The sequence below is a fragment of the Deltaproteobacteria bacterium genome (genome assembly GCA_026388415.1).
GTDB lineage: Bacteria > Desulfobacterota > Syntrophia > Syntrophales > JACQWR01 > JAPLJV01.
On sequence record JAPLJV010000055.1, the window covers coordinates 1 to 26900 of the forward strand.

Here is a 26900-nt window from a genome sequence, read left to right on the forward strand (position 1 = left end):
CACCTCAACAGTTCCCCTCTTTAGAAAAGAGGGGTTAGGGGAGATTTGGTTAGTGTTGGGGAAGGTTTCGGGGCATGAAGAGGTCACTTCAGGAGCGAAAGGAGGTATTCCCCGTAGTGATTGTTGCTGACGGGGCTGGCCAGGGCGATTAGCTGGTCGGCCGTGATGTAGCCCTTGTTGTAGGCGATTTCTTCGAGGCAGGCGACCTTCAAACCCTGGCGATGTTCGATCGTGGCGATGAAGTTGCTGGCCTCGAGCAGGCTCTCGTGGGTGCCCGTATCGAGCCAGGCGATGCCCCGACCCAGCACTTCCACCTGGAGTTGGCCGCGCTGCAGGTATTCCCGGATGACGTCCGTGATTTCCAGCTCTCCACGGGCCGAGGGCTTCAGCTTCCCGGCAATTTCTACTACGTCATTATCGTAGAAATACAGGCCCGTGACGGCATAGTTCGATTGCGGCTGCGCTGGTTTTTCCTCAATGCTGACCGCCCGGCCCTGCCCATCGAAGGCCACGACGCCGTACCGGTTGGGGTCTTTCACCCAGTAGACGAATACCAGGGCGCCTTTAGTCATCCGGCCTGCCTTTTCGAGGATCCCCGAGAGCCCCTGGCCGAAGAAGATATTGTCTCCCAAAATCAGGCAGACATTGTCCCGCCCGATGAAAGGGGCGCCGATGGTGAAGGCCTGGGCGAGGCCGCCGGGGTGGGGTTGCTCGGCATAGGAGAGTGACAAGCCTAACCGGGAGCCGTCGCCGAAGAGCTCCCGGTACAGCGGCAGATCGCGCGGTGTCGAAATGAGGAGGATTTCCCGAATCCCGGACAGCATCAGGATCGAAAGCGGATAATAGATCATCGGCTTGTCAAAGATCGGCAGCAGTTGCTTGGAGACGGTGGTTGTCACCGGGTAGAGCCGCGTGCCGGAACCGCCGGCGAGGATGATGCCTTTCATAAAAATACCGCCTGTATCAGGTTTTTCTGCATGGCCTTATTCCAATTTAATTAAACCCCGCCTTTCGTCCATCCCTCGCCAACGCATCTTTCTTCAGATAAATTTGCGTGTTTCGGCGCATGTAGTCGAAAAGGTTGTTGAAATGGTCAATGTCCTGGGCTACATCGCGGGTCCAAGCGGAGACAGCGAAGTCGTAGGCGGTTTTTGAATCCGTGCCTTCGAAGAGGCGCATGGGAATCGTCACCGCAATCCCCTTGTCGTGGTAGCCCCTGTTAAAAGGGTCGGTAAAGACGTCCGTATTCGTTATGCTGTACCAGGCCGACAGGATCACACCGTTGAAGAATTTTGACAACGTCACCACCGTCCCCCGATCGCCCGCCAGAAACTGACCAGTCTTGAAGTCGAGCGCCGCCTCGATCTCGGGAAAATTTATGCGCGTGTTTAAGAAGGCCGTCTGATAGACATCCTTGTAATCATTCTCCTTGAAACCAAAGGCCATATCAGGGTCCCGTTTCTTCACGAGACTGCCCGCCAGCCCCACCATCACCCGCCCGCCAAAAAGGGGTGTGGCCAATTCTGCATCCAGCCCGCCGTACTGAACCTCCAGAAGCCCCACATCCAGTCGGCCATAGATCTCATAGGGGAACTTTCTGATCTGCTCGGCCATCAAAATCCCCAACACGGCCTTATTCTGCTGGTAAGGCACAATATCCGTCCGCACTGCCTCCGCCGAGGGAGTATTCAAAGAGGACACCGTATTGAAGGGATAATATTCCAGACCCGTGATCAGGGATGCCCCCGACCAGGGATAGACGCCCACCCAGGCCCGCGCGCCGAAGCGGTACTTGAAAAACCCCGAGGGATCGTTGAGGAATGTCCGAAAGGACGGCAGTATCCCGTAATCCCACCACTTCCGGTAAAGCTTCTTCCCGGGCAGACCATCGGTAATGTCCGTATTGAATACATCTGCCATACCGGACCTGATCCGGTATCCATTATTAGCACTGGATTCCGGCTTTCGCCGGAATGACGACGAGAGAAACTCCGCCGCCGTAATCTTCTCCGCCAGGAAGAGCGCCGCATCCTCGCGCAGGCAGGTAAGCGACACGATGGGAAGCCCGTTGTTCGCGATAATCAGGCGGAGCTCCCGAATCTCGATGGGCGCAAACTCCGTTACGACCCGCAGCATCACCGCGACGGCCCGCGGCGTGTAGTAATACTTGTCGTTCCGGGCCTCTACCGCCAGCTTATCTCCGTCCCGCAGCACGATAATATCGCTGAAGCCGGAAGCATCCAGCCCGCGGGCGATCCGTTGCTCCCAGGGATGCAGAAGACGGTACTCAGGTTTTTCCTTGTAGGGATGATCATAAATTGGAATCAGGGGCACGCCCATATCGAAGGCCACAGAAATATTCGCCCCGATCTGCTGCCCCCGCTGCCAGCTCAGATCTGTCTCTACCCAATCCAGAGGCCGCCAGCGGATACCGAAGTTATATTGGGAGGGGACGGGTTCGGTAAAATACTTTGCCTGCGCCGGATCGCCGGTCTGCTCGTCGTAGCGGATCGGGTTGTACTCCGCCATCAGCATCAGCCGCTCCGACAGAGCAAACTGTACTCCCCAGAAGAATTGTCCATCCTGCCGGAAGGAGGCGTTGTCGGTGAACATCTCGACTGCGATTCCTTCCCCCTGTCCGGGCAGCGGCTGTTTCCCGTAGCGCCCGTTCCCGAAACCGATCGTGAAATCGAAGGGATAGATCTGCTTGCTCGCCACCAGGTACTGGGCGGGATAAACCCGCGTCCCGTGTGGATCCATGATCCCGACGGCGATGGCCGGCCACCACTTTCCTTCGGCGAGAAACTGATACTTGAAATCTATAGCCTTGTCCCTGGTATTGCCATAGTCCGCCGTAAGTGCTCCCACACCCATGACTTCCGTCACCCGCCCACCGATCTCCAACCCCGAAAGCAGCGCAACCGCAAAATAATAGTTTCGATACGGATCAACCTGGCTCGCGCCGAAGCGATACCGCCCCGCCCGCATCACCCGCGCCGTAGGAATCTCCATGATCCCCGTCCCGCCCCAGTTCGCCGGTCCGTCAAAGGGTTCATCCGCCGCTACCGCAGTCCCAATCAACGCCGCAACCAAAAACCAGACAAAAAAAAGGGCTAACGCCCTTTGCTTCAGCATCCTGATATTCCTTTACGTTTTAAGAGACTTTGCACAACTCCCTTATTCGTCATTCCGGTGCTCTTTTCAGTCCTCGCTTGACGGGGAAAAACCGGAATCCAGGAAGTGGCTGATAATACTGGATACCGGCCTTCGCCGGTATGACATAATTGATGGTTTTCTGTAATTGTGCAAGGTTTCTTAAAGTGTTAGAGCGTAAAACATAATTACATCCTGTTGCCGCAGGTATAGCCGGCGTTGAGCAGGGTCTTTTCTTTGGCGGCGATTTCGAGGTCGGCGGCGACCATCATGTCAATAAGCTGATCGAAGCTGACTTTCGGCTGCCAGTTGAGGTCGTGGCGGGCCCGGGAGGCATCGCCCAGCAGAACGTCCACCTCGGTGGGGCGGAAATAACGGGGGTCTACGGCCACATACTGCTTATAATCAAGATCCAGCCGGGCAAATACCTTCTCCGTAAATTCACGGACCGAATAGGTCTCGCCCGTGGCGATGACATAATCTTCAGGCCGCTCCTGCTGGAGCATGAGCCACATGGCCTCGACATAATCCCCGGCATAGCCCCAGTCGCGCTTGGCCTCAAGATTGCCGAGGTAGAGCTTGTCCTGGAGACACAGTTTGATCCGCGTCGCCGCCCGGGTGATCTTGCGCGTAACGAATGTCTCGCCGCGGCGGGGCGATTCGTGATTGAAGAGGATGCCGTTGGCCGCAAATATCTTATAAGCATCCCGGTAATTGCGGACGACATAGTAGGCGTAAACCTTGGCGGCGGCGTACGGACTCCGGGGTTGGAAGGGCGTCGTCTCGCTCTGCGGGGGCAGCGCGGCGCCGAACATCTCGCTCGAAGATGCCTGATAGAAACGGGCCTTGATCCCCGTCCTCCGGATGGCCTCCAAAAGGCGAATGGTCCCGAGGCCCGTCACGTCCCCCGTGTACTCGGGCATATCGAAGCTCACGCGCACATGGCTCTGGGCGCCGAGATTATATATTTCATCCGGTCTTATTTCATTAATCAGATCGGTCAGATGACCAGAAACCGAGAGGTCGCCGTAGTGGAGATAGACCCGCGCCTGGGGGTCATGGAAATCCTTGTAAAGGTGATCAATGCGGTTTGTGTTGAAGGTGCTGGCCCGGCGGATAAGGCCATGGATCTCATAGCCCTTGTTGAGCAACAGCTCCGCCAGATAGGAACCATCCTGACCCGTGATGCCCGTGATGAGCGCTTTTTTCATAAATTATCAAACCAGACTATTGCGGGTTTCCAAATCCCCCTTTACTAAAGGGGGAGATTATAGTTCCCCTCTTGGGAAAAGAGGCAACCCTCTGCTTCCCCTCTTTAGTAAAGAGGGGTCAGGGGAGATTTGATCAACACTCCGATAATGTTTCAATTACTTGCGGGTGGAGAAGGTCTCTTCGAGGCCGACCTTCCAGGCGCCTTCTTCCCGGAACATCTTCAGAATGGCGTCGCGGTCGGATTTTCTGTAGCGAATGATAATCTCGGCGGTATCTTTTTTTATCTCGCCCATGGTCCACTTGCTTTCTTCGAGAACCAGCCTCGGCTCGAACTGCAAGACATAATTTGTCCAGTAATCACGGGCAAGATCGCCGCCGGCAGCGAAATCCGCCCCGATGCGCTCGTCCGCATAGTCGAACCCGCCCTTACCGATGGCCTTGCGCACATTTTTTATGATGCTTCGCCGCGACTGGACGGACAGACCGCGCCACAGGGCCGGATAAGCCGCCTGCGACATATTCTGGAATACTGCTTCCGCCGCGCTCAGAACACTGCCAACGTCCCGGGCGTCTCCTGCTGCCTGCGGCTTCGCAGGAAGCAACAGGCAGCAGATGAGGAACATCCCTACTAAAAACAATATGTTACTTTTATTTTTGCCCAATACACCAAGTGATGACTATCAATGGTGATGGGTTGACGTGGTCGAACCTGAACCAGCCGATACACCGGCCGCTACCGCTGCCGCTGCTACTGCTGCTCCTACGGCAATCGTTCCGGTCGTTAACCCGGCTGCCGCTCCGGCCCCTGCAGATGCCCCGGCACCGCCGGCGCCAGAACCGGCCGCCGCCGTGCCTGCCTCAGCAGCAGCCGCAAATGCCTGAAACGGAACGGCCATCACCAAAACGAATAAAATTGCCACGACACTAACAAATTTTCCGAACTTCCGCATGATCAACCTCCTCCTTGAAAAAGTAGTCTAACAATCTGTCGGAGAGATTTCTCTCCACCTCGGGACTAAAAAGCAACCAATGTTTTGCGACAATCTAAACTCTCATCCTCCCCATGTCAAGAAAAATTTCACAATTTGTGAAAAATATTTTACCTGCCGGCTTAGAAGAGAGTTATGAGCACACCGGCAGACACTGCCGTATTCATCAATATCTGCGTGATATCGCGGACGTTCCTCATCCAGGCGATCCGTTCGACCTTCTCCGGCACGACGATGGTGTCGCCCGGTTCGATTTCCTTGATCTCTTCGCCGGCGCCGGCAAGTTCCCAGCGATTCTGCGATGAGCTCCAGTTGAAGAACCCGCGGGCTATCTTCCGGGCAGAACCGTCCACCTTCAGAACAAAAACGTTGCCCGTGTCGGCGAAACCGGCATAGCCGCCGGTCTGTTCGATGTAGTCCTTATAGTCCAGCCGGTCGGCATAGACATAACTGCCCTGGATCATCACAGCGCCAACAACATTGACGACGCTGTTCTTCTGGGGAAGAAAAAGGTTATCGTGGTCCTCAAGCTCAATGTCATATTCACTGCCCTTGAGCAGGCGCAGGTGAGCCATGTAAATCGTCATCCGGCCCGTGGCCTTGAGTTTCCTTAGTGACTCGACGAACTTTTGCTTCTGCTCCATTTCGGCCTTCTTACCGGCAATCTCTTCAGCCGATATCGCCGTGGATAAACTTTGGCCGCCGGAAAGAAGTTCCCGCTCCAAACGGTCCGCCATCTCCAGGATGCTCTTCTGCTGGAGATCGCGCACCCGCTCCCGCGTGAACATGGTCCCTCGCAGATAGGCCGTTTCCTTGTAACCGCCCGCCCGTTCGATGAGCGACGAGAGCTTCTCCCCCCTGCGGATCGCGTAGGTACCGGGGAAGCGCACTTCACCCTCGATCTTGACGAATTTCTCCTGCCGCCAATCCGGGATCTGCTTCACCAACAGGCGATCGTAGGGCCGCAGAGGGGCATTCTGGCCGGTATCGCCGGCGAAAGCCTTCCGTAAGTTCAGGTTGCGATTTTCATATTTCGTATTTTGGCCGCCATCAACAATCATGGATGTCAATTCGGCTTCATCGAGGTAGGCCGATTCCTTGATGTTACCGGCTGCAAACAGCAGATCCCGAACGGTCATCCCCTCGGTTAGCGGGTACTGCCCGGTCCGGCTGACCTCCCCTTCGATGGTCACGAATTTTTCCGGTATGGACTCCTGAATATGGTGAATAACCAGACGATCCTTGTCCTGCAAGACGATATTGTCCTGGTCGCGCTCGGCCAGAGCACGGGCAATATCCACGATCATCATGGTCACGCCCCTGCTCTCCGGATTGGTTCGGAAGATGTGGGCAGAATCCAGAGAGGCGTACGCATTCGGTCCGCCGGCCATAAAGAGAGCGTCTTTGACGCGCATATTCTTCTGCAGGGGGTATTTCCCCGGGTTGCGCACCTCACCGCTGACTGTTATGTCGGGCCTGTTATGGAAATCCCACTGGCGGAAGATATAAATCTCATCGTAGGGCTGCAACGCCAGGTCCTCGCCGGGCGCTTTCTGCAGGACAGCCTCGCCTAACTTGAAAGGTACAATCGTCGGCTCCATCGTCGGTTTTTTGTAACGCTTGACAAAGGCATAGGATAGATTCGTATCGGGCTGCAGGTCCCTCTCCATAATCATCATGGAAACGGTGCTTCCCGGCTGAAACTGATACTTTCCCGGCCGCTTCACGTTGCCATACAGATAAACGACGTTCACATCCTCGTCCACCACGCGAAATATCTTAACCCGGTCGCCATCCTGCAGAGCGAAAGAATCCTTCCTGTCCTTCATGGCTGCCAGAGAAGTATCCAGGACGACTCGTTCCTGGTTGTTGGCATAACGCTGAACCTGGATCTGCCCGCCAAAAGCGGATGTCTTGAGGCCCCCCGCCAAATCCAGTATCTTAAGCAGGGACTGTTCCTGCTTAAGTTCGTACAGGGCGGGTACCTTCACATCGCCGTAGATGGCCACGGTGGCCTCCGGCTTGGGGACAAAGATGACATCCCCCTGTTGGAGCCGTAAGTCTTTCGACTTGTCGCCGTTTAAAATCAGGTCATAGAGGTCAAAGACGCTTACCACCTTATCGTTGCGTTTTAGCTGGATATTCCGCATGGAACCAAGTTGCACAGGCAGCAGTGTCTCCTTTTCCGTCAGCGCTTCCTTGTACCGCTTCTCGGGGAAGACATGCTGCTTCAGGGTGTAGTCCCGCTCCACCATGTCCCTGCTGCTATCCAGTTTCCGTAATTCATCTTCCAGGTAGCGGACGTCAAGTTTCGTGTAATCCTTCATCTTTTCTGTAAGTTCCTTGTCCGACTTTATTTTTTCAACGAGCTGCCGGAGGCTCGTGTATTTATCCCGATTCTTCTCGACCGTCTCCAAGTCCTCCAGTTCTTTCTGCAGCTGTTCCCCATCCAGTTCCCGGACGCGCTTGATCACATCCTCGGACTGGCGTTCCTCCTGGAAGATGGTCAGAAGTTTCTTGAGCACTGAACCTTGATCTTTCCCGGTAGCGCCACCGGGAAGTTGCGCCGCACTGGGAAATTGGGTAGCGCCATCGGGGAATTGGACAGTACCACCGGGGAATTGGGCAGCGCCACTGGGGAATTGGGCGGCGCTACCGGGGAATTGGGCAGCGCCACCGGGGAATTGGATAGCGCTACCGGGGAATTGGGCAGCGCTACCGGGAAGTTGGGGGCTCTTCGCTCTAATATCCGCCCCCGTGAGTTCCCGGTCAGAGATACGATCCCTTTCCTTTCTTAACCGCTCCACAAGCTGGAGGGCATCGTCATTCTCCTTTTTGATTTTTTCCCGGTACCAATCGTTGAGAAGGGATTTCGTCTCCGGCCCGCCCGCGTAAATCAGGGCGTTCAGGATCGTGTCGAAGGCGCTGACCGTGTAGGCGCCGGGCTGCTTCACCGCCCCGACAACGAACACGGTGATGCTGCGCAGCTCTCCCATTGTCACGCTGGCGCTCACGCCGAGGACGGATTCCACTTCCTTGCGGATGGCGGCCACGACCTGCTTGTAGGTCTGGCCGGCCACATTGATGCTGCCGACCTGGGGGATGTAAACGCTGCCGTTGCGCTGCACCGTCAGGGTATAGGTCTCATTCAGCCGCCCCCAGACATTCACTACTATGTCATCATCGGGTCCGACGACATAGTCGAGGGTAACGGGCATGTTTGTCGGTGGAGAGAAGGAAGTTGGACCGGCGGAAAAGAGCTGCTGCCCGAAAACCTTCAGCTCCTCGGGGGGCAGAATACCCTTTTCCTGAATAAGTGTTTCCAGCATCGGATAGGTGAGGTCGGCCTTTTCTGGTACGGCCGCCGTTGTATCTCCCGTGGAGCCGGCCGGTTTTTTCGCCTCGGTGCCAAGTCTTTTGGCTTCGCCGTTCTTCTTCGTCGCCGGAGTTTTGCCGCGCAGATCCGGGAGGCTCTGCAGGTATTTACCGAGGTCCGGCAGCGCCGCATCCAGTGCGAAAACGTTAAGGGATGTGGCCAGAAGAAGAGCCACCGACAGAATCCATATCCAATTTCTAAGAGATTTATTCATTTTTCTCACTTTCATGCTCGCCTCCGGAAGCGGAGGGCGTTCCGCAGATTTGCCAGGCGCTCCGGGTCCTCATTTCTCTTCATATTATTCAGATATTCCAGAAAAAAGGCCAGGAAGATCGCGATAAAGAAGGCCACGACCACCGACAGGAGGCAGATCTGCGCCCGCTTGGGCTTGAATTTCTTCTCCGGCACAAAGGCCGGATCAATAATATTAAAGCTGTAATATCTCTGGACCGTGGCTAAAGCCTCTTTCTCGATCTGCTTGGCAATCACCTCGTAGAGACGGTTTTTGAGCATCGGGTCCGTCGTCTTGGCTAATTGCGTGCCGAGCTGCGCCTGTTGGGCAGCGGCATCGGTGAGCGTCTGCTGCCGCAGGAATTCGCTCAGGCCCACCACGTAGTAATTGAGGATGGTTTGGGCCAGTACGGGGTCTTTATGCTCGATGCTCAGTTGCATGACGTTTTGTTTCTTGTTGGGCGTTATTTTCAACAGGCCCTGCATGGCCAGGCGTGCATCCTCCAAAGTGAAGGGATCTTTGCCACCGGGTTTTTTCTCCGGCGTTACTCCAAGCATCCCCCGTACGAACTCGATCAGATTCTGAAGGGCCGAGGGCTTCCCGACCTTCCAGCGCTTGTTTTCGGCATCCCAGGACTTCTCGAAGAGGATTGGCAACAGATCATATTTTATGACGATGCCGTTGGTGAGATCGCGGCTTTTGAGGACAACTTCGAACTGATCGAGGGAGCCGGTACCGCCGATCCCCATATCCGAGGCAATCATGGAGGCGAAACCGCCTAAGGCGGAAAGGGCGCCGCCGGTTTTTTCCTGCGTCGTGGGAGAGATGGTGATCTCCGATCGGTAGATGTTCGGCATCTGAATGCTGATGACGACCGCCATGATCCCTGCCAGCAGGACGACGGAAAAGATCATGACCTTGTGCTTGAGGAGCACGATAAAAAGGTCGAGGAGATTTATCTCGTCCTCCTCCTCGGGCAAATCGGAATAAGCCCCATGTCCGGGCGACCAGGGCGGCGACTGCCCCGGAGTCCCCTGGGCAATGACAGGCGACGGACATGCCGACGCGGTTTCTTCAGTCTTCGATCTGGTAGGCTCTTCCTTCATACAGCTCCGCCCCCTCAATTACATGAGACCGTAATTTTATTAACAAATATCCCCTCACGAATTTGAAGGGAAGGAAAATAGAATGCGACAGATAGCGTCTCCCGCCTGGATTGTCAATAATTTTCTTCAAGATATGCGTATTTTATACCTTTTCTATCTGGAAGCCTTCCAGTTTGATGGCTATGGAGCGATGGAGCAGATCAATCGTGATAACGAAAAGCTCTTTTTTGAAATCAGTAGTAACTACGGTGCCTTCCACGCCCTTGAAGGGGCCGTCGGTGATGCGCGCCCGCCCTCCTGCGTCGGGATACTGGAAGTGCTGGATTTCCACTTTGGAATTGATGATTTTCTGAATGGCGGCGATCTTGTCATCCGGGACGGCCACAGGTTCACAGCTCGAAGGATTGCCGAGGATTTTCACTACTCCAAAGGTCTTCAGTACCTCTACCCGCGTCTCCGGGTTCACGTCCATAAGTTCGATAAAGAGATACCCGGAAAACATCGGCAGCAGGATCTTCTTTTTTCTGTCCTGTCTCTTGCTCCATACTTCGATCTTCGGCAGAAAGGCATTGAATTCCTTAACGATCAGACCGGCATAGGCCTTGTCTTCATGTCGGCTGCGGGTGTGTACAGCATACCAGGGCATACGAACTCCTCTTAAACAGGGACAGAGCCCTATTTATGAATCACTTCTCTGCTTTTCCTATCATTCCAGCCCCCTGTCAAGCATTTTTTCGGGACATCCTTCTATTAATTCCTCCTTTAGAAAAGGGGGATTCAGAGGGATTTGCCAAAGAGGAGAGAATGAGATTGGAACGGTGGTTGACTTGCGTCCGTCCTTTTGGTAAGGCAGGAGACCACAAATAAACAGCAGCTCAGAAAGGACGGGGAGTAATTTATGGAAAAGACATTATCCATCATCAAGCCGGACGGCGTGGCGCGGGGACATATAGGCGACGTGATCAAACGGTTGGAGCAGAACAACCTGAAAATTGTCGCCCTGAAGATGATCCACATGACGAAGGCCCAGGCCGAAGGTTTTTATGCCGTACACAGGGAAAGGCCCTTTTTCGCCAGTTTGACGGAATTCATGTCCTCCGGACCGGCCGTGGTCATGGTACTGGCAGGAGACAACGTGATTGCCCGCTACCGCGAACTTATGGGGGCAACCGACTGCCGGCTGGCCGCCGCGGGCACCATCAGAAAAGATTTTGCCACAGACATCGAGAGAAATGTCGTCCACGGTTCCGATGCACCCGAGACGGCGGCCTTTGAGATTGGCTATTTCTTCAACAGTTTTGAGATGATAGCAGGATGATTTAATAATACCCCATGACGGCACACATCGTCACGGGAGATAATCCAAATCTCCCCTAACCCCTCTTTACTAAAGAGGGGAAGTAGGGGTTTTCCTCTTTGGTAAAGAGGGGAACAATAAACGTCCCCCTTTAGTAAAGGGGGATTCAGGGGGATTTGAATCGTATTTTCAGTTAAATAACGGCTATTTAGGAACAGCATGACACCTGGCAGAGAAGAAAAATTGAGCAGGCTGAGAGAAATCCTCGGGGAGATGGAAAGCGTAGTTGTGGCCTTTTCCGGGGGGGTGGACAGCACCTTTCTTTTGAAGATGGCCCTGGAGGCGCTGGGGACGGCCAAGGTACTGGCCGTCACGGGTCAGTCGCCCACCTATCCCGCCTGGGAGTTTAAGGAAGCCCGGGAGCTGGCCCACACCCTGGGGGTCAGGCAGTTGATCATCGCCACCGAGGAACTGGCAAAGGACAATTTCGCCGCCAACCCGCCCGAGCGCTGCTATTTCTGCAAGCAGGAATTGTTCACCCGCCTCGGGCAGATTGCGGCGCAGGAAAAGGCAAATTATATCCTCGATGGGACCAATCTTGATGATCTGGGCGACTTCCGTCCCGGCCGGAGGGCGGCACAGGAATTGGGCGTCCGGAGTCCGCTGCTGGAGGCGGGCCTGACCAAGGATGATATCCGCTTCTTTTCCCGGCAACTGGGGCTGACCACCTGGGACAAGCAAGCCTGCGCCTGCCTGAGCTCCCGTTTCCCCTACGGGACCAGAATCACTAAAGACAAGCTCAGCCAGGTGGAGCGCGGCGAGGATTACCTGCGCTCCCTGGGTTTCCGGCAATTCCGCCTGCGTCACCACGGCGATGTGGTCCGCATCGAGATCGGCAGCGAAGAATTCCCCCGGCTGCTGGCCCAGGCGCCAGAGGTGGCAAAGGAACTCAAGGCGGCCGGCTTCACCTACGTAGCGCTGGATCTGGAAGGGTACCGAACCGGCAGCATGAATGAGGTGCTGAAAACCGGGACACGATCCTAAATTCTTTCGAATTTAGGTCATGTCCCTTCAGCCGGCTTCACCTACGTAGCGCTGGATCTGGAAGGCTATCGGACCGGCAGCATGAATGAAACCCTGGCAGGCCGGGAGAAGGTGATATAGCATCATGGCGAGGTTTTTATGAACGAAGAGAGATTACGGGAGCTCCTCCTGGGTGTCCGGGACCGGAGGCTGGATGTGGAGCAAGCGGTGCAGGAATTGAAGCAGTTGCCCTTTGACGATCTGGGCTTTGCCAAGATTGATTCCCATCGCGAGCTGAGGCGCGGTTTCCCGGAGGTGGTCTATTGCGCGGGCAAAACAACGGAGCAAGTCGTGGCCATCGTGGCGCGGCTGGCCCGGCAGGCCGATAACAACATCCTGGCTACGCGGGCGGATCGCGATGTTTATCTGGCCATCGCGGCGGAGGTTGAGGGCGCCGAATATCACGATCTGGCCCGGCTGATTATTATCCGGCGCGGCAGGCAGGAAAAAAAGGGCTGCATAGCGGTATTGAGCGCTGGCACCTCGGATATGCCCGTGGCGGAAGAGGCGGCCCTGACGGCCGAGGCGATGGGCAACCGCGTGGAGCGCATCTATGATGTCGGCGTGACGGGCATCCATCGGCTCCTTAATTACCGCGACCAACTGCTGGCGGCGCGGGTCCTCATCGTGGTAGCTGGAATGGAAGGCGCCCTGCCCAGTGTGGTCGGCGGTCTCGTGGATAAACCCGTGATTGCCGTGCCGACGAGCGTCGGTTACAGCGCCAGCTTCGGCGGCCTGGCGGCCTTGCTGGCCATGCTGAACAGTTGCGCGAGCGGCATCTCCGTAGTCAATATAGATAACGGCTTCGGGGCAGGTTATCAGGCCGGATTGATCAATCGGCTGGGGGCGGCTGAGAGAATGTGCAACTGAAACGTAAGTTCCCTCCCCCTCCCCTTAATCCCCTCCCGCCGGGGGAGGGGAAATTTTCTTTTGCGAGACCGTCAAGGATGCAACCTTATGAAAACCGCCTACTTTAACTGCTTTGCCGGCGCGGCCGGCGATATGATCCTGGGGGCGCTGCTCGATGCGGGTCTGCCTTTGGATGAACTTAAGGCAGATTTAGCCAAGCTTCCCCTTGAGGGTTTCCGTCTCGACGTGAGCAGGGTCCTCAAGCACGGGATCGTGGCAACAAAGGTGGATGTCTGCGTTGACGATACCAAGACCCATCGCCGCTTGAAGGATATAAGGGCTCTCATTGGTCAAAGCGGTTTGCCGGCAGTTGTGCAGGAACAAAGCAGCAAGATCTTTACCCGTCTGGCCGAGGCGGAGGCTAAGGTACACGGCGTAAAGATCGCCGCGGTTGTCTTCCACGAGGTGGGGGCGCTCGATGCCATTGTGGATGTGGTGGGCGCTGTCAGCGGGCTGTGGCGTCTCGGCATCGAAGCGGTTTACGCCTCACCGATCAATGTGGGCGGTGGATTCGCCCGCTCCGCTCACGGGGTGATACCTGTCCCCGCTCCTGCCACTCTGGAACTGCTCAAGGGCGTGCCGATCTACTCGCGCGGCGCGGAAAAGGAACTCCTTACTCCTACGGGAGCGGCGATCCTTACCGCCTGCTGCCGCTCCTTTGGGGAGATGCCTCTTTTGCGGGTCGAAAAAAGTGGTTACGGCGCCGGCCACCATGACCTCGACATCCCCAACCTGCTTGGCATCACCATCGGCGAGTCAGTGGCGACAATGGACGAAAGCAGAACCGACGACGTCGCCCGCAGCTATCATCAAGCGCCGGCCTTGATGATGGAGGCCAATATTGATGACATGAACCCGGAGTTTTATGATTATCTCATGACGGGTCTTCTGGAAGCGGGGGCGATGGACGTCTTCCTCCAGACCATCCAGATGAAGAAAGGCCGCCCCGCCTTAACATTATGCGTCCTCATGCGTCCCGAAGACGAGGACAAGTTCCGCCGGCGGATATTTGCCGAAACTACCACCCTGGGACTCCGGGTCTATCCCGTCACGAAGCACATGCTGCCCCGTGAAGTAATCACCATCGCAACCCGTTTGGGCAATGCACGCGTGAAGATCGCCCGCCAGGAGGGGAAAATTAGCAACGTGGCCCCGGAATACGAGGATTGCCGCCGTCTGGCCCAGGAAAACAAGTTGCCTCTGAAGGCAGTTTACGATATTGTCAAAGCGGTGGCGGGGAGAAAGTGCTTTCAATAATCAACTTGACATGTTAGAGTATACCGCGGTTTGCTTTAGAGGGGGCAGCAACAAGAATAACGGAAAAATGAGGGGAATAATCATGAAAAAGAAAAATTTCATTCTTTTTAGCGGCGGGGCGAAGGGGGCGGAAGCGGAATTTGGCGCGAATGCGGAGCGCATGGGCATTGAGGAAGTGAACTTCACCTTTGAGGGCCACTGCATCGTTCGGCAGCGGGGCTTGCGCATCCTGAATCACGAAGAGCTGAAAAATGGCGACGTGAGTCTGGAATACGTCTCGAAATTGATGAATCGCCGCTACACGGAGAGTCCGACCCTGCGCAAGGTCTTGCAGAGCATCTGGTATCAGATCAACAGCGCCCAGGGAATTTTCGTGGTCGGAGAGATTATGCCGGACAATACTGTCAAGGGGGGGACGGGATGGGCCGCCGAGTTTACGAAGATATGCAACAAATCGTTGTACGTGTTCGATCAGAAGCGCGACGCGTGGTTCCGCTGGAATCAGGTAGAGTGGGAGGAACGTGAGAAGGGAGAGGAACCCGTCATTACGAACAATCATTTCGCCGGGACGGGGACGCGCTTTCTCGAAGAAAACGGCCGGAAAGCGATCGCCGACCTGTTCGAGCGGACTTTTGCATAATTAATAATGCTGCACAAATATAAAATCACGCTCGAATACGACGGCACGGGTTATCGGGGCTGGCAAACCCAGAAAAATGCCCGCAGCGTCCAGGGAACGCTGATCGAGGCGGCAGCCAAAATCATCGGCAACAATATCGAGCTGCAAGGCGCCGGGCGCACCGATGCGGGCGTCCATGCCCTGGCCCAGGTTGCTCATCTTGCTTCCGACCGTAAAATAAATCCCGGACGTCTCCTCGCAGAATTAAACGATCTGCTCCCCGCGAGCATCAATGTGCGGAACGTCGAGACGGCGCCGCGTGACTTCCACGCCCGCCACCACGCAAAAATGAGGAGTTATCTTTATATCGTGGCGAAGCGGCGGACTGCTTTCGGCAAGCGGTATGTCTGGTGGGTAAAGGAAAAACTCGATATGAAGCGGATGCTGACCGTCATCGGGCTGTTCCGCGGTTTCCATGATTTTGCCTCTTTCGCCGACATAAGGCGGGAGAAGGATGTGTCAACCATGGTGAATCTTTACTCTACGGAACTGCATGAATGCGGTGATCTGCTGGTCTTCCGGATCGTGGGCTCACATTTTTTATGGAAGATGGTGCGCCGCCTGGTGGGGATAACGGTGGAAGCGGGCAAGGGCAACCTCGCCGCCGCCGAGGTGAAACAGATGTTAACCAGTTTTTCCGAGCTGCCGGCCCAATTGACGGCGCCGGGTTCGGGCCTCTTTCTCGAACGGGTCATGTATGAGGGAGATCCACAGCCTCCCGAGGGACTGCTCACCCTGCCACTGTTTTTCTCGGCCCGAATCCCATCATCTTAAGGCAACAGGTCATAAAAATGCCGACAACACGCCGAATCTCTCTTTTCCTTACTTGCAGCGCCGACGCCCTCTACCCCAGTGTGGGCCGGACCACGGTGCGCCTGCTTTCAAGTTATGGCGTGGACGTCGCTTTTCCGGCCGAACAGACCTGTTGCGGCCAGCCCTGGCTGAATACCGGCGACACCAAAAGCGCTAAAAGTATGGCGCTTAATTTCCTGAAAGTTTTCGAGCGGGCGGAGGCCATTGTCGCTCCCAGTTCTTCCTGCGTGGACACGGTCCGGAACCGTTATTGGCCTCTGTTCCAGGGGGAGCCCGGGCTGCAGGACCGTTTCCGCGAGCTGGCCGCCAAAACCTACGAACTTTGCGAATATCTGCACGGCGTACTGGCTATTCCGGCACTCCCGCCCCATCCGGAGCCCACCCGCACCACCTATCATTCCAGTTGCCGCACCCTGCGCGGTATTGGACTCACCGGCGTGGCCGAGAACTACCTGCAGCAGATGCTGGGCGATAATTTCGTCCCGCTGCCCGCTGCGGATACCTGTTGCGGGTTCGGCGGCAGTTTCAGCGTCAAATTTCCCGAAGTTTCGGGTAAAATGATGGCCGACAAACTGGGGAATATTGTTCTTACGGGCGCTTCCACAGTTGCCGCCTTAGATATGAGCTGCCTCACCCATCTGGCGGCGGGCGCGAAGAGGCAAAATCTGGGCCGGCTGCGCTTTGTCCACCTTGCCGAACTGATACTGGAAGCACGGGAGGGCAAGACGCGATGAGTCATGTTGCCCCCAATTTCCGCCAGGCATCGCGCGAGGCAGTGCTGAACGCCCAAGTCATCGCCGCCGTGCGAAAAACCGCCGATCTCCTTATCGAAAAGAGGGCGCTGGCTGTCGCTGACACACCTGATTTTGAAGCGCTGCGCGACTATGGCCGCGTCCACAAGCTCGAAATCTCGGGCAATCTGGAGAAATACGCGCAATTGTTTACCGCCCATGCCAAGGCCGCCGGTGCGTTCGTCCATCGGGCCAAAGACGCCGCCGCAGTGGCCCGCCTCGCCATCAAGATAGCCGCCGACAACAGCGCCAAAACCGCCGTCAAAGGCAAATCCATGACCGCCGAGGAAGTGGAATTAAACGAGGCGCTGGCGGCAGCCGGCATCACCATCACCGAAACCGATTTGGGCGAGTTCATCATCCAACTGGCTAATGAGAAGCCCTCGCACATCATGGCCCCGGCCATTCACCGGAGCCGTGCCCAGGTAGCGGAACTGTTCAGCGAAAAGCTCGGCACGCCGCCGGACCTGGGCACGGAGGCGCTGGTCGCCGCCGCACGAAAATACCTGCGCACCAAGTTTTTGACCGCTGATATGGGGATCACGGGGGGCAATTTCGTTATCGCCGATACGGGCTCCTTAGTGCTGGTGAGCAACGAGGGCAACATCCGCATGGCCGCCAACCTGCCGCGCATTATGCTGGCGGTGGTGGGTATTGATAAGATCATCCCGGCAATGGCCGACCTGCCCAACTTTCTGGCTCTGCTGACCCGTTCCGCCGCCGGCCAGACGATTTCCTCCTATGTATCAATCATTACAGGCCCGCACCGCCCCGGTGAGGACGAGGGGCCGGAACAATTACACATCATCCTTCTGGACAACGGCCGCTCCCGCATCGCCTCCGGCCCTTACCGCGAGATATTGCACTGTCTGCACTGCGGAGCCTGCATCTCCCACTGTCCCGTCTATCGTGCCGTGGGGGGCCATGCCTATGAGGCCACCTATCCCGGCCCGATGGGTTCGGTTCTTTCACCGCTCATCTCGGGATTGACAGTTTACGCCGATCTGCCCAATGCTTGCACATTGTGCGGCCGCTGCGCCGAGGTGTGTCCCATACGCGTGCCGCTGCCCGATTATCTGCGGGGACTGCGCTCCGACGTCAATAAACCGCCTTTGACGATGAAGGTGGCTGCCTGGGGTGCGGGTAACCCTCTGCTCTACCGGCTCGGGATGACCGTTCTGCGCCGGCTGCTGAAAAAGGGCTCTTCGGGCTTGATGCGGCCGCTGCTGAAAGAATGGCTGGTGTGCCGCGAGGCGCCCGAACCGCAAGCGGGAGAGAGTTTCCGCCACTGGTGGATAGCAAGGAGTAAGAAAACAGGGGGCACCGACCAATGATCCTCGATCAATACCTGGCCAGGGCCCGGGGCGTAGGCGTCACCGTTGAATTGTTGATTGTTTCCGATCTCGAGTTGCGCCTCGCGGCGTTGATCGACGAACTTCAGGCCACATCCATCGCGCTGCCGCTGAACGGCTGGCCCGAGCCGCTGCTTTGCACCGTGCAGGCCGCAGTTGAGAAGTGCGGTTCTGCTGCGGTCTCGCCCCGGCGAAGAACTGACGGCGGCTACGAGTGGAACCGCCCGGCCCTTGCTTCTGCCAACCTCGGCATCACCTTTTGCGGCGCCTTTATCGCGGCAACGGGCAGCCTCGCCTTCCCCTCCGGCCCCGGCTTCGGAACCCTGGCCTCCCTTTTGCCGGAAACACAACTGGCGCTCAGCTACGCCAAAGATTGCCGACCCGATCTGGCCAGCTATCTGGCGGAATTCGGCGCTGCCCTTCCCTCGCGCCTCACCTTCGTAACCGGCCCCAGCCGCACCGGAGACATTGAAGCCTCGATGACCACCTGCGTCCATGGACCCGGCAGAGTGCTGCACTGGATTATTGGGGAGGGGTCTGCCACTAATAATAAGTAATCAGTGGCAGCCTCCTCCCCAATAACAATAACGCTACCTCAAGAGAAGTTCGGGCAGCAGGGTAGAGAGCTTCGGCACATAGGTTATCACGAGCAAACAGAAAATAAAGAGCAGGATAAAGGGCAAGACCGCCTTGCCGATCTCGACGAGCGATCTCCGCATGATGGCCATGGAGACAAAGAGATTGAGCCCGAAAGGGGGCGTCAGGAAGCCGCACTCGATGTTTACGATCATGATGATTCCGTAATGGATATAGTCAATGTTGTACCTGCTCAGCGTCTCCGCCAGGATGGGCGAGATGACGATGATGGCGGTCACGATGTCCATGAGGGCGCCGACCAGCAGGAGCACTCCGTTGATGGCGAGCAGGAAGAGCCATTTGCTGTGGATATTGGCCACGATTACCTCGGCCAGCTTGACCGGGATCTGCTCCACCGTCAGGAGCCAGATAAAGCTCATGGCGCAGGACATGATGAAGAGGAGACAGCCCGAGAGGACCGCCGAGTCCCGGCAGATAGTAAAGAGTTTGTCATATTTCAGCTCTTTGTAGATGCAAAGCTCGACAAAAAGCGCATAGACGACCGATACGGCCGCCGCCTCCGTGGGCGTAAAGATGCCGCCGTATATCCCGCCCAGGACCAGTACCGGCAGGAACAGCGCCCATATCCCGTCTTTGATGATTTTCAGTCCGTCTTTAACGCTGTAACGAACTTCGGAACGCCAGCCGTGTTTGCTGGACATGAAGTAGGAGTAGCCCATGAGGCAGCAGCCGATGAAGATGCCCGGCAGGAAACCGGCCATAAAGATCTCCGCGACCGAGACATTCATCACCAGGGCATAGAGGATCATGGGAATGCTGGGCGGAATCAGGATCCCAAGCGAACCGGCGGAGGTCAGCAGGCCGATGGAAAACCTTTCGCCGTAGCCTTCCTTGATCAGCGCCGGCATCATGATGCTTCCGATCGCGATCACTGTGGCCGGGGAAGATCCCGATATGGCGGCAAAGAACATGCAGGCCATGATGGAGGCCATGGCGAGCCCGCCCGTGAACCGGCCCACAAAAAGCTTCATCACCCCTACCAGCCGGTCCGATATGGCGCCCTCGGCCATGATGTTCCCTGCCAGGATGAAAAAAGGCACCCCCAGGAGAACGAAATTGTCGAGCCCGTTAAAGAGCTGCTGGATAAGGGATGTTACGGGCGTATTGGCGATAAAGATCAGGTAAACAGCGGTAGTAGCGGCCAGGAGCAGGGAGATGGGCATACTGAGCGTAAGGAGGGCAAAAAAACAGATAAGGACGATGGTCAGAGTCATCGGTTATTTGCTCCTGATTCTCTCGAAGGGCTCACCCTTCCGGAAGCTGTTGAAATGCCGGTACGACAGGGCAAAAAATCTAAAGGCGATGGAAATGGAAAATAGCGGTATCGGTATGTAGGGGATGTACATGGGGATCTGCATGGCGGAGCTCTTAACGCCGAAGGATTTTAAACTGAAGAGATGTTTGGTGCCGTAATAAATAAACAGGACGGCCATGACTCCGGAGAGAAAATAGGCCAAGGTTTTCAGGAGATGGCTGACCTTGTCGGGACAGTATTCGGTCAGGGCCTCCATGGAAAAATGCGTGCCATATTTGACGCCGACTGATGCCCCGAGATAGGTGCAAAAGATGATCGTATAATTGGCGACTTCGTTAAACCAGGTAAAGGTATAGGAGATGCTGTAGCGCAGCACGGTTTCAACGAAGGTAAAGACGGCAATGCCGAGGAGGGAGTAAGCGAGCACGCCCTCCTCGAATTTATTGAGCTTTGTTAACAGATCATTCATGCGCGGTTATTTGGAGTATGAGTCCACCTTCTTCAGGAAGTAATCGTACCACTCGGCGCCGAAGACTCCCCGGTATTTATCGTAAACGGGTTTAACCGCTGCCTTGAAGACCGCCCGGTCCTGGGCCGTCAACACATATACTTCCACCTTCAGCGCCCTGGCCTTTTCCACGGCATCAGCGCTGCCCTTGGCATTGCCTTCGCGGTTCACTTTAATCTGAACGTCCGCAGCTTCCCGGAAAATCTGCTGCTGTTCCGGGGTCAGGGTACTCCAGAATTTCTTGTTCACCACAACGGGGCATTCCGTGAGGATATGGTTGGTGACGGTGGCGAATTTGTTTACTTCCAAGAATTTCATGAGGTTTGAGGTATAGAGGGGATTATCCTGCCCGTCTATCACCTTCTGCTGCAGGGCATTGTAGATTTCCGGGAACGGCAGGGGGGTAGGGTTGGCGCCAAGCGTTTTAAAGGTATCAATGAAGATGGGGCTTTCCACGACCCGGAGCTTCAATCCTTTTAAATCATCGGGTTTTTTGATCGGTCGTTTGGAGTTCGTCATGTCCCGGAATTCATTCTCCGTGTAGCCGATGAACACAAACCCTTTGGGATCGCAAAATTTGGCAAACCGCTCCTTGACGTCTTTGTCGTCGAGAACTTTATAGGCCGTTTCCCGGTTAGGATAGACAAAAGGCAATTCAATGATCCCCATCTCGGGAACGAAATTGGCAAGCACGCCTGATGTGACAGCCGTCATATGCAGGGTTCCGGCCTGAACCTGTTCCGTCATGGACCGCTCACCACCGAGCTGACCCAGCGGGAAGACCTGCACCTCGATCTCGCCTTTTGTCTTCTCCGTAACATATTTGGCAAATGCCACTGCGCCAAGGTGCTGCGGGTGAATCGGCGGCCCTACATGACCATATTTAACAACCGTTTTTGCCTCGACAACGGCCAAGGACGAAAAAGCAAAGACAACCGACACAAAGATGATAAAAAGCGATTTTTTTAACATAACTCCTCCTTTTATGGTGCTGTTTTCACGCCGGTCGAAGTATAGGGGGGCTGCTTTTGCTTGTCAAGGGATATTTCCAAACTATTATCGCTCCGTGGTGCCGGTCATCAAGGCTACGAAGGCGTCATTCAGGTTCGCCTGGGGGCGCCCCGGGCAGGTCTGGGCGATAATCTCACCGGGGCTGCCCACCGCCACGATGCGTCCTTCATTGATCATCACGATTCGCCCGCAATGGCGCGCTTCATCCATGTAGTGGGTCGTGACAAAAACCGTTATCCCCTCCCCGGCCAGCCGGCCGATAAAATCCCAAAAGTGCTGTCTTGTGATGGGATCCACGCCGGCAGTCGGTTCATCCAGAAAAAGGATGCGCGGCCGGTGCAGCAGCGCACAGCCGAGGGCCAGGCGCTGCCGCCAGCCCGGCGGCAATTCGCGGGCCAGGCGATGGCGGACTTCCTGCAACCTGGTCGTATCGAGCACCCACTCCAGGCGCTCCCGCCATTGCTCCTCGGGCACATTGTAAATGCCGAGATAGAAACGCAGATTTTCAAACGGCGTCAGGTCTTCATAGAGGGAAAATTTCTGAGACATGTAGCCGATGGCGCGCTTTATCTCTTCCGCCCCCGTGATGATGTCATGCCCCGCCACCTGACCGTAACCAGACGTAGGCGTGATGATCCCGCAAAGCATGCGGATTGTGGTGGATTTTCCCGAACCGTTGGGGCCGAGAAAGCCGAAAATCTCCCCCTGGCGCACGGAAAAAGTTATTTTATTGACCGCGATAAAGGCGCCGTAACGCTTTTCCAGATTTTTTACGGCCACGGCCTCAGGTTTTTCCACGACTACCGCGGCAGATATTTCTACGGCTACCGCCTCAGGCAGAGAATTTATCATCAACAAGCCCCCGGTCCACTTCCCCGATACGCTGGATTATGGCCTCTTCCAGACTGGCAAAAGACGACTTTATCTCCGCCGGGGGCGCCCAGGCCAGCAGCCGGGAACGGTGCAGCAAGCCCAACTGATCGCATTTTTCCCCTTCGTCAATATAGGCCGTGGCAATAATAATCGTCATCCCCCCGCCCTTCATCCGGGTCAGAATATCCCAGAACTCCTGCCGCGAGACGGGATCAACGCCGTTGGTCGGTTCATCAAGGAGGAGCACCTGCGGCTCGTGCACGAGGACACAGGCCAGCCCCAGCTTTTGCTTCATCCCCCCGGAGAGGTTGCCGGCCAGACGATCAATAAACGGAGTAAGGTTGGAAAAACCGAGGTAGCGTTGTCGGCGCTGCACCCTTTCCGCCCCCGTAATACCGAAGATGTCCATGAAAAAATCCAGATTCTCCCCTACGGTCAGATCCTGATAAAGGCCGAAGCGCTGCGGCATATAACCCATCAGGTGCTTCATGCGCGTTTTTTCGGCCAACACATCCAGCCCGGCGACGGCAATGCTGCCAGCCGCGGGCCTGATCATGGTCGCCATCATCCTGAGCAGGGTGGATTTGCCCGCCCCGTCGGAGCCCACAAGACCGGCAATCATCCCGCGGCCCACAGTGAAACTCACCCCCTGCACCGCCGCCAGGGAAGCGAAGTGGAACGACACATTATCCACCCGGATAAAGGCATCATCGCAACCAGGCATCGGCCGGCATCCCCGTTTTCAGTTCGAGATTGGGATTGGGAAGGGAAATCTTGACCAAGTAGACGAGCTTGACGCGCTCTTTGTGGGTCTGGATGATCTTGGGCGTAAACTCACCCACGGGGGAAATAAAGGCCACCACCCCCGGATAGATTTTAGCGGGGAAGCTGTCCACCGAGACATCCACACGCTGTCCCGGTTTTACCCGGCCGATTTCCGTCTCGCCCACAAAGATTTTCAGCTCCACGCGGGAAAGATCGGCCAGGGTTAAAACTTCCCGGCTCGGCGTCACCACCTCGCCCGGTTCCACATTGCGGCTCGTGATGATGCCCGGGGCCGGGGCCGGCAATTGCGTATAATCCAATTGTATCCTGGCCTGGGCCTGGGCGGCGGCGGCCGCTTTAACCTGCGCACGGGCCGCGGCGAGATCGCTTTTTGCGGCCTCGATCCGCGGCAGATTTTGGCGGGTATTCTTGAGGGCGGCTTCACCTTCCGCCAGCCTGGCCCGCGCCGTGGCTACTGTTTCCGGACGGGGGCCTTCCTTAGCCAGATCGTAGGCTTCCCGACCCCTTTCATAATCCCGGAGCGCCGTTTCATACTTGAGCTTTACGGCATCCCTTTCCTTTTCCGAAACGACGCCGCCCTGGAAGAGCCGATCATATCTTTCCCAGTTTTTGCGCGCCTCTTCCCACACGTCCTGCGCCGCCAGCAATGTCTGGCGCGCCCTTTCCACATCCTGGACACGGTTGCCCGCCTTGAGTTCATCAAGCTGAGAACTCAGTGCGCTCACGCCTGCTTCGGCCCGGACAACTTCCGTGGGGAGGGATTTTTCATAAACCGCCAGGATCGCCTCCAGTTGCTTCTGCTGCTGTTGCGCCCGGTCGGCATTGGCCCGGGCCTGTTCCCAGCGGGCTTCATATTCGGCACGCTCCAACTCGGCCAGTATCTGCCCTGCCGTCACGGCCTGGCCTTCCCGAACCAACACGCGCTCTACCCGACCGCCGGCCTGAAAGGCCAGATTGACCTGCGTCGCCTCGATAGTCCCCGAGTAAAACAGCTCACCCTGCCTTACCCCCCTCTGTCCCAGGTAAACCAGTAGGCCGACACTGAACAGCAGCAATAAAAAAATAGCTATAATAATTCGTTTTTTCAGGGGCAACCTCCTGTTTTTAAATAATCCTGGTGCCGAAATTCTTAGAGCCCACTTTAACAGGAATATGTCCATTGTCAATAAGGTTCATCTGAGCCGGAAAAAAATGCTTGACAAGGGGGATGAAATGATAAGAAAAGCAGAGAACTAACTCGGTTGCTGCGGCGCCGGGGGAAACGCGGCAGGAATAAGGATGGATGGAAATAACTTCAAACGGGCGCGAGAAATCTATGCCTTGCTTTTCCTGGCGTTGGCCGTTTTGCTGCTGTTGTCGTTAATCTCTTACCACCCCGGTGATTCTTCCTTTAACCGCTTTCTGACCGAGGCACGTGCGCCCCACAATCTGATCGGCGTCTGCGGATCATACACCGCCGACGCGCTTTTCCGGCTGCTGGGCCTGACCGCTTTTTTGCTGCCCCTGTTTTTTTTTCTGCTCGCCCTGACATATTTTCGGCCGGACCCTTTCCCCAATTACCCGACCCGGATCATTAGTTTCTTTGCCTTCATGGCATCCGTAGCAGGACTGCTCGCCCACCTGCAAAGCGACATCAGCATATTCAATACCCCGTTGCAAACCGGCGGGCTGCTCGGCGACCTGCTGACGCATTTGCTCTCCCGCTATTTCAACCCTATAGGCGCCGGTCTGCTTTTTATCCTTGCGATCACCATAACGCTGATGATCATGATTGATTTCTCTCTCCTTGCCTTTACCAAGAGACTGGCAGCCTGGCTCTTTTCCGCAGGGCGCGGCTTAAAAGGGTATGGCGCCAACCAGGGTGAAGATGACGTAAACACTGAAGGAATAGAGCAGCCGCATAAAAAATCCGCACCGGTAATTGAGGATTTTTCCTGGGAAACCCGGAAAAAAGTCAAGGACGCCGAGCAATCACACTTTGACTTCCTGGAGACAGGCGGCGACTTCCAGTTGCCGCCGCTGACGCTGCTCGATCAGGTGGAACACAAAGATACGAAGGTCAAGCGGGAGACCTTGCTCGCTAATGCCCGACTCCTGGAAAGCAAGCTCGCCGACTTCGGCGTCGAGGGAAAAGTGGTGGAAATCAAACCGGGGCCCGTGATCACCATGTACGAGCTGGAGCCGGCGCCGGGCGTCAAGATCAACCGGATCACGAACCTCTCCGACGACCTGGCTTTGGCACTGAAGGCACCCAGCGTCCGGATCATCGCCCCCATCCCGGGGAAGGCGGCGGTGGGCATTGAGGTTCCTCAGCAGGAACGCGATTCCGTGCAGCTCAAGGACGTGCTCGATAACGATACCTTCCTGAGTTCCTCCCTGCGCCTGCCTATCGCCCTGGGGGTGGACATTGCCGGAATGCCTATGGTCACCGACCTGATCCGGATGCCCCACCTCCTGATTGCGGGCACTACAGGTTCGGGAAAAAGCGTGGCCCTGAATGCCCTGATTTGCAGCATCCTCTTCAAGGCGCCGCCGGACGAGGTAAAATTCCTTATGATTGACCCCAAGCGGCTGGAATTTTCGTCCTATGAAGGCATACCGCACCTCCTCCACCCCGTGGTGCTGGATCCAAAAATGGCGGCCCAGGTGCTGAAATGGGCGGTGGAGGAGATGGAACGCCGTTATCAGATCATCAGTCTCACGGGTGTAAAAAACATCGAGTCCTACAACCGGCTGCTGGAAAAGAAGGTTCCGAAAGAGGATAAAAAAAGCATGTTGGCGCGCCTGCGCAAAGGTGGAGCCGAACATGGTCCTTTGACGGACAATGAAGATATCGCCTTGCCTCAAAAGCTGCCCTATATTGTGATCCTCATTGATGAACTAGCCGATCTGATGCTCGTCGCCCAGCGCAACGTGGAAGAATCCCTGGCGCGTCTGGCCCAGATGGCGAGAGCGGCGGGCATCCACCTGATCCTCGCCACCCAGCGCCCCTCGGTGGACGTCATTACGGGCGTCATCAAGGCCAATTTCCCCACGCGCATCTCTTTTCAGGTATCGTCGAAGGTGGATTCCCGCACCATCCTTGATCAGCACGGGGCGGAAAAACTCCTGGGCGCGGGCGATATGCTTTTCCTCCCTCCTGGCACCTCCAAACTGACGCGCATCCACGGCGCCTATGTCTCGGACAAGGAGATAGGGCGCATCGTGGACTTTATCAAAAAACAGGCCCAGCCGGCCTATGATGAATCTATTGCCCAGTTCGAGGCGGAGACGGCGGAGGAAGGCAGGAAAGAGGGCGACTTTGATGAAAAATATGACGAGGCCGTGGAATTAGTCACCGAGCTGGGGCACGCCTCGGTATCGCTCGTCCAGCGCTATATGAAAATTGGTTATAACCGGGCGGCGCGCATTATTGAGCGCATGGAAGTGGAGGGCGTCGTCGGCCCGTCGGACGGCGTCAAAACGCGAAAAGTGCTGGCCAGGAGAATCCCCAAGTGAAACCCACATGACGGCACGCCGTCGTATAAAATCTCCCCTAACCCCTCTTTGACAAAGAGGGGG

General features: G+C 56.2%; 24 protein-coding genes. 10 read left to right on the forward strand and 14 right to left on the reverse strand.

Features of this window, described 5'->3' with window-relative positions; translation table 11 throughout:
- Positions 1–83 precede the first annotated feature (83 nt).
- The 8 genes from rfbA to NT140_11300 form a co-directional block, all read right to left on the reverse strand.
- Positions 84–947: a glucose-1-phosphate thymidylyltransferase RfbA gene (gene rfbA / locus NT140_11265; GenBank protein ID MCX5832443.1), complete on the reverse strand. Its 864-nt coding sequence runs from the start codon at positions 945–947 to the stop codon at positions 84–86.
- Between the two features lie 46 nt (positions 948–993).
- Entirely contained in the window at positions 994–3135 is a 2142-nt protein-coding gene (locus NT140_11270; protein ID MCX5832444.1) for a YjbH domain-containing protein, read from the reverse strand.
- A 206-nt stretch (positions 3136–3341) separates the two neighbouring features.
- Positions 3342–4364: a GDP-mannose 4,6-dehydratase gene (gene gmd / locus NT140_11275; protein ID MCX5832445.1), complete on the reverse strand. Its 1023-nt coding sequence runs from the start codon at positions 4362–4364 to the stop codon at positions 3342–3344.
- A 156-nt stretch (positions 4365–4520) separates the two neighbouring features.
- Complete coding sequence (locus tag NT140_11280; GenBank protein MCX5832446.1) at positions 4521–5003, reverse strand: hypothetical protein; 483 nt, start codon at positions 5001–5003, stop codon at positions 4521–4523.
- 42 nt (positions 5004–5045) lie between these two features.
- Entirely contained in the window at positions 5046–5315 is a 270-nt protein-coding gene (locus NT140_11285; protein MCX5832447.1) for a hypothetical protein, read from the reverse strand.
- 161 nt (positions 5316–5476) lie between these two features.
- A complete protein-coding gene (locus NT140_11290; protein MCX5832448.1) occupies positions 5477–8959 on the reverse strand; it encodes an SLBB domain-containing protein in 3483 nt (1160 codons plus the stop codon).
- A complete protein-coding gene (locus tag NT140_11295) occupies positions 8956–10068 on the reverse strand; it encodes a Wzz/FepE/Etk N-terminal domain-containing protein (GenBank protein MCX5832449.1) in 1113 nt (370 codons plus the stop codon). The genes NT140_11290 and NT140_11295 overlap by 4 nt, the downstream gene beginning before the upstream one ends.
- 142 nt (positions 10069–10210) lie before the next feature.
- Positions 10211–10714 carry a UpxY family transcription antiterminator gene (locus NT140_11300; protein ID MCX5832450.1) on the reverse strand — a complete coding sequence of 168 codons (504 nt, stop codon included), beginning with the start codon at positions 10712–10714 and terminating at the stop codon, positions 10211–10213.
- 252 nt (positions 10715–10966) lie between these two features.
- Here NT140_11300 and ndk point away from each other — a divergent pair, with 252 nt between their 5' ends.
- From ndk to NT140_11345, 9 genes are all read left to right on the forward strand, one after another.
- A complete protein-coding gene (ndk, locus tag NT140_11305; GenBank protein ID MCX5832451.1) occupies positions 10967–11386 on the forward strand; it encodes a nucleoside-diphosphate kinase in 420 nt (139 codons plus the stop codon).
- Positions 11387–11584: 198 nt separating this feature from the next.
- Entirely contained in the window at positions 11585–12409 is an 825-nt protein-coding gene (larE, locus tag NT140_11310; GenBank protein MCX5832452.1) for an ATP-dependent sacrificial sulfur transferase LarE, read from the forward strand.
- Between the two features lie 138 nt (positions 12410–12547).
- Positions 12548–13318, forward strand: a complete 771-nt coding sequence (larB, locus tag NT140_11315) for a nickel pincer cofactor biosynthesis protein LarB (GenBank protein ID MCX5832453.1) — start codon at positions 12548–12550, stop codon at positions 13316–13318.
- 87 nt (positions 13319–13405) lie between these two features.
- Positions 13406–14614 carry a nickel pincer cofactor biosynthesis protein LarC gene (gene larC, locus NT140_11320; protein MCX5832454.1) on the forward strand — a complete coding sequence of 403 codons (1209 nt, stop codon included), beginning with the start codon at positions 13406–13408 and terminating at the stop codon, positions 14612–14614.
- 82 nt (positions 14615–14696) lie between these two features.
- A complete protein-coding gene (locus NT140_11325) occupies positions 14697–15254 on the forward strand; it encodes a hypothetical protein (GenBank protein MCX5832455.1) in 558 nt (185 codons plus the stop codon).
- Positions 15255–15260: 6 nt separating this feature from the next.
- Positions 15261–16067, forward strand: a complete 807-nt coding sequence (gene truA / locus NT140_11330; GenBank protein ID MCX5832456.1) for a tRNA pseudouridine(38-40) synthase TruA — start codon at positions 15261–15263, stop codon at positions 16065–16067.
- A gap of 17 nt (positions 16068–16084) precedes the next feature.
- Entirely contained in the window at positions 16085–16840 is a 756-nt protein-coding gene (locus NT140_11335; GenBank protein MCX5832457.1) for a (Fe-S)-binding protein, read from the forward strand.
- Complete coding sequence (locus NT140_11340) at positions 16837–18231, forward strand: lactate utilization protein B (GenBank protein MCX5832458.1); 1395 nt, start codon at positions 16837–16839, stop codon at positions 18229–18231. The genes NT140_11335 and NT140_11340 overlap by 4 nt, the downstream gene beginning before the upstream one ends.
- Positions 18228–18806, forward strand: a complete 579-nt coding sequence (locus tag NT140_11345) for an LUD domain-containing protein (protein ID MCX5832459.1) — start codon at positions 18228–18230, stop codon at positions 18804–18806. Before NT140_11340 ends, NT140_11345 begins: the two co-directional genes overlap by 4 nt.
- 33 nt (positions 18807–18839) lie before the next feature.
- On the opposite strand, the gene NT140_11350 is transcribed toward NT140_11345, so the two are convergent.
- The 6 genes from NT140_11350 to NT140_11375 all read right to left on the reverse strand — a co-directional run bounded on the left by NT140_11350 (position 18840) and on the right by NT140_11375 (position 24433).
- Positions 18840–20120 carry a TRAP transporter large permease subunit gene (locus NT140_11350; protein MCX5832460.1) on the reverse strand — a complete coding sequence of 427 codons (1281 nt, stop codon included), beginning with the start codon at positions 20118–20120 and terminating at the stop codon, positions 18840–18842.
- 3 nt (positions 20121–20123) lie between these two features.
- Positions 20124–20630, reverse strand: coding sequence for a TRAP transporter small permease (locus NT140_11355; protein MCX5832461.1), 507 nt, complete (start codon positions 20628–20630; stop codon positions 20124–20126).
- Positions 20631–20636: 6 nt separating this feature from the next.
- On the reverse strand, positions 20637–21641 hold the full coding sequence (locus tag NT140_11360) for a DctP family TRAP transporter solute-binding subunit (protein ID MCX5832462.1): 1005 nt from the start codon (positions 21639–21641) through the stop codon (positions 20637–20639).
- A gap of 84 nt (positions 21642–21725) precedes the next feature.
- Positions 21726–22532: an ABC transporter ATP-binding protein gene (locus tag NT140_11365; protein ID MCX5832463.1), complete on the reverse strand. Its 807-nt coding sequence runs from the start codon at positions 22530–22532 to the stop codon at positions 21726–21728.
- Positions 22513–23277 (reverse strand): ABC transporter ATP-binding protein, encoded by a 765-nt coding sequence (locus tag NT140_11370; protein ID MCX5832464.1) that lies wholly within the window; start codon positions 23275–23277, stop codon positions 22513–22515. Before NT140_11370 ends, NT140_11365 begins: the two co-directional genes overlap by 20 nt.
- Complete coding sequence (locus NT140_11375; protein MCX5832465.1) at positions 23261–24433, reverse strand: efflux RND transporter periplasmic adaptor subunit; 1173 nt, start codon at positions 24431–24433, stop codon at positions 23261–23263. Before NT140_11375 ends, NT140_11370 begins: the two co-directional genes overlap by 17 nt.
- 184 nt (positions 24434–24617) lie before the next feature.
- On the opposite strand from NT140_11375, the gene NT140_11380 reads away from it, so the two are divergent.
- On the forward strand, positions 24618–26837 hold the full coding sequence (locus NT140_11380; protein MCX5832466.1) for a DNA translocase FtsK 4TM domain-containing protein: 2220 nt from the start codon (positions 24618–24620) through the stop codon (positions 26835–26837).
- Positions 26838–26900 lie beyond the last annotated feature (63 nt).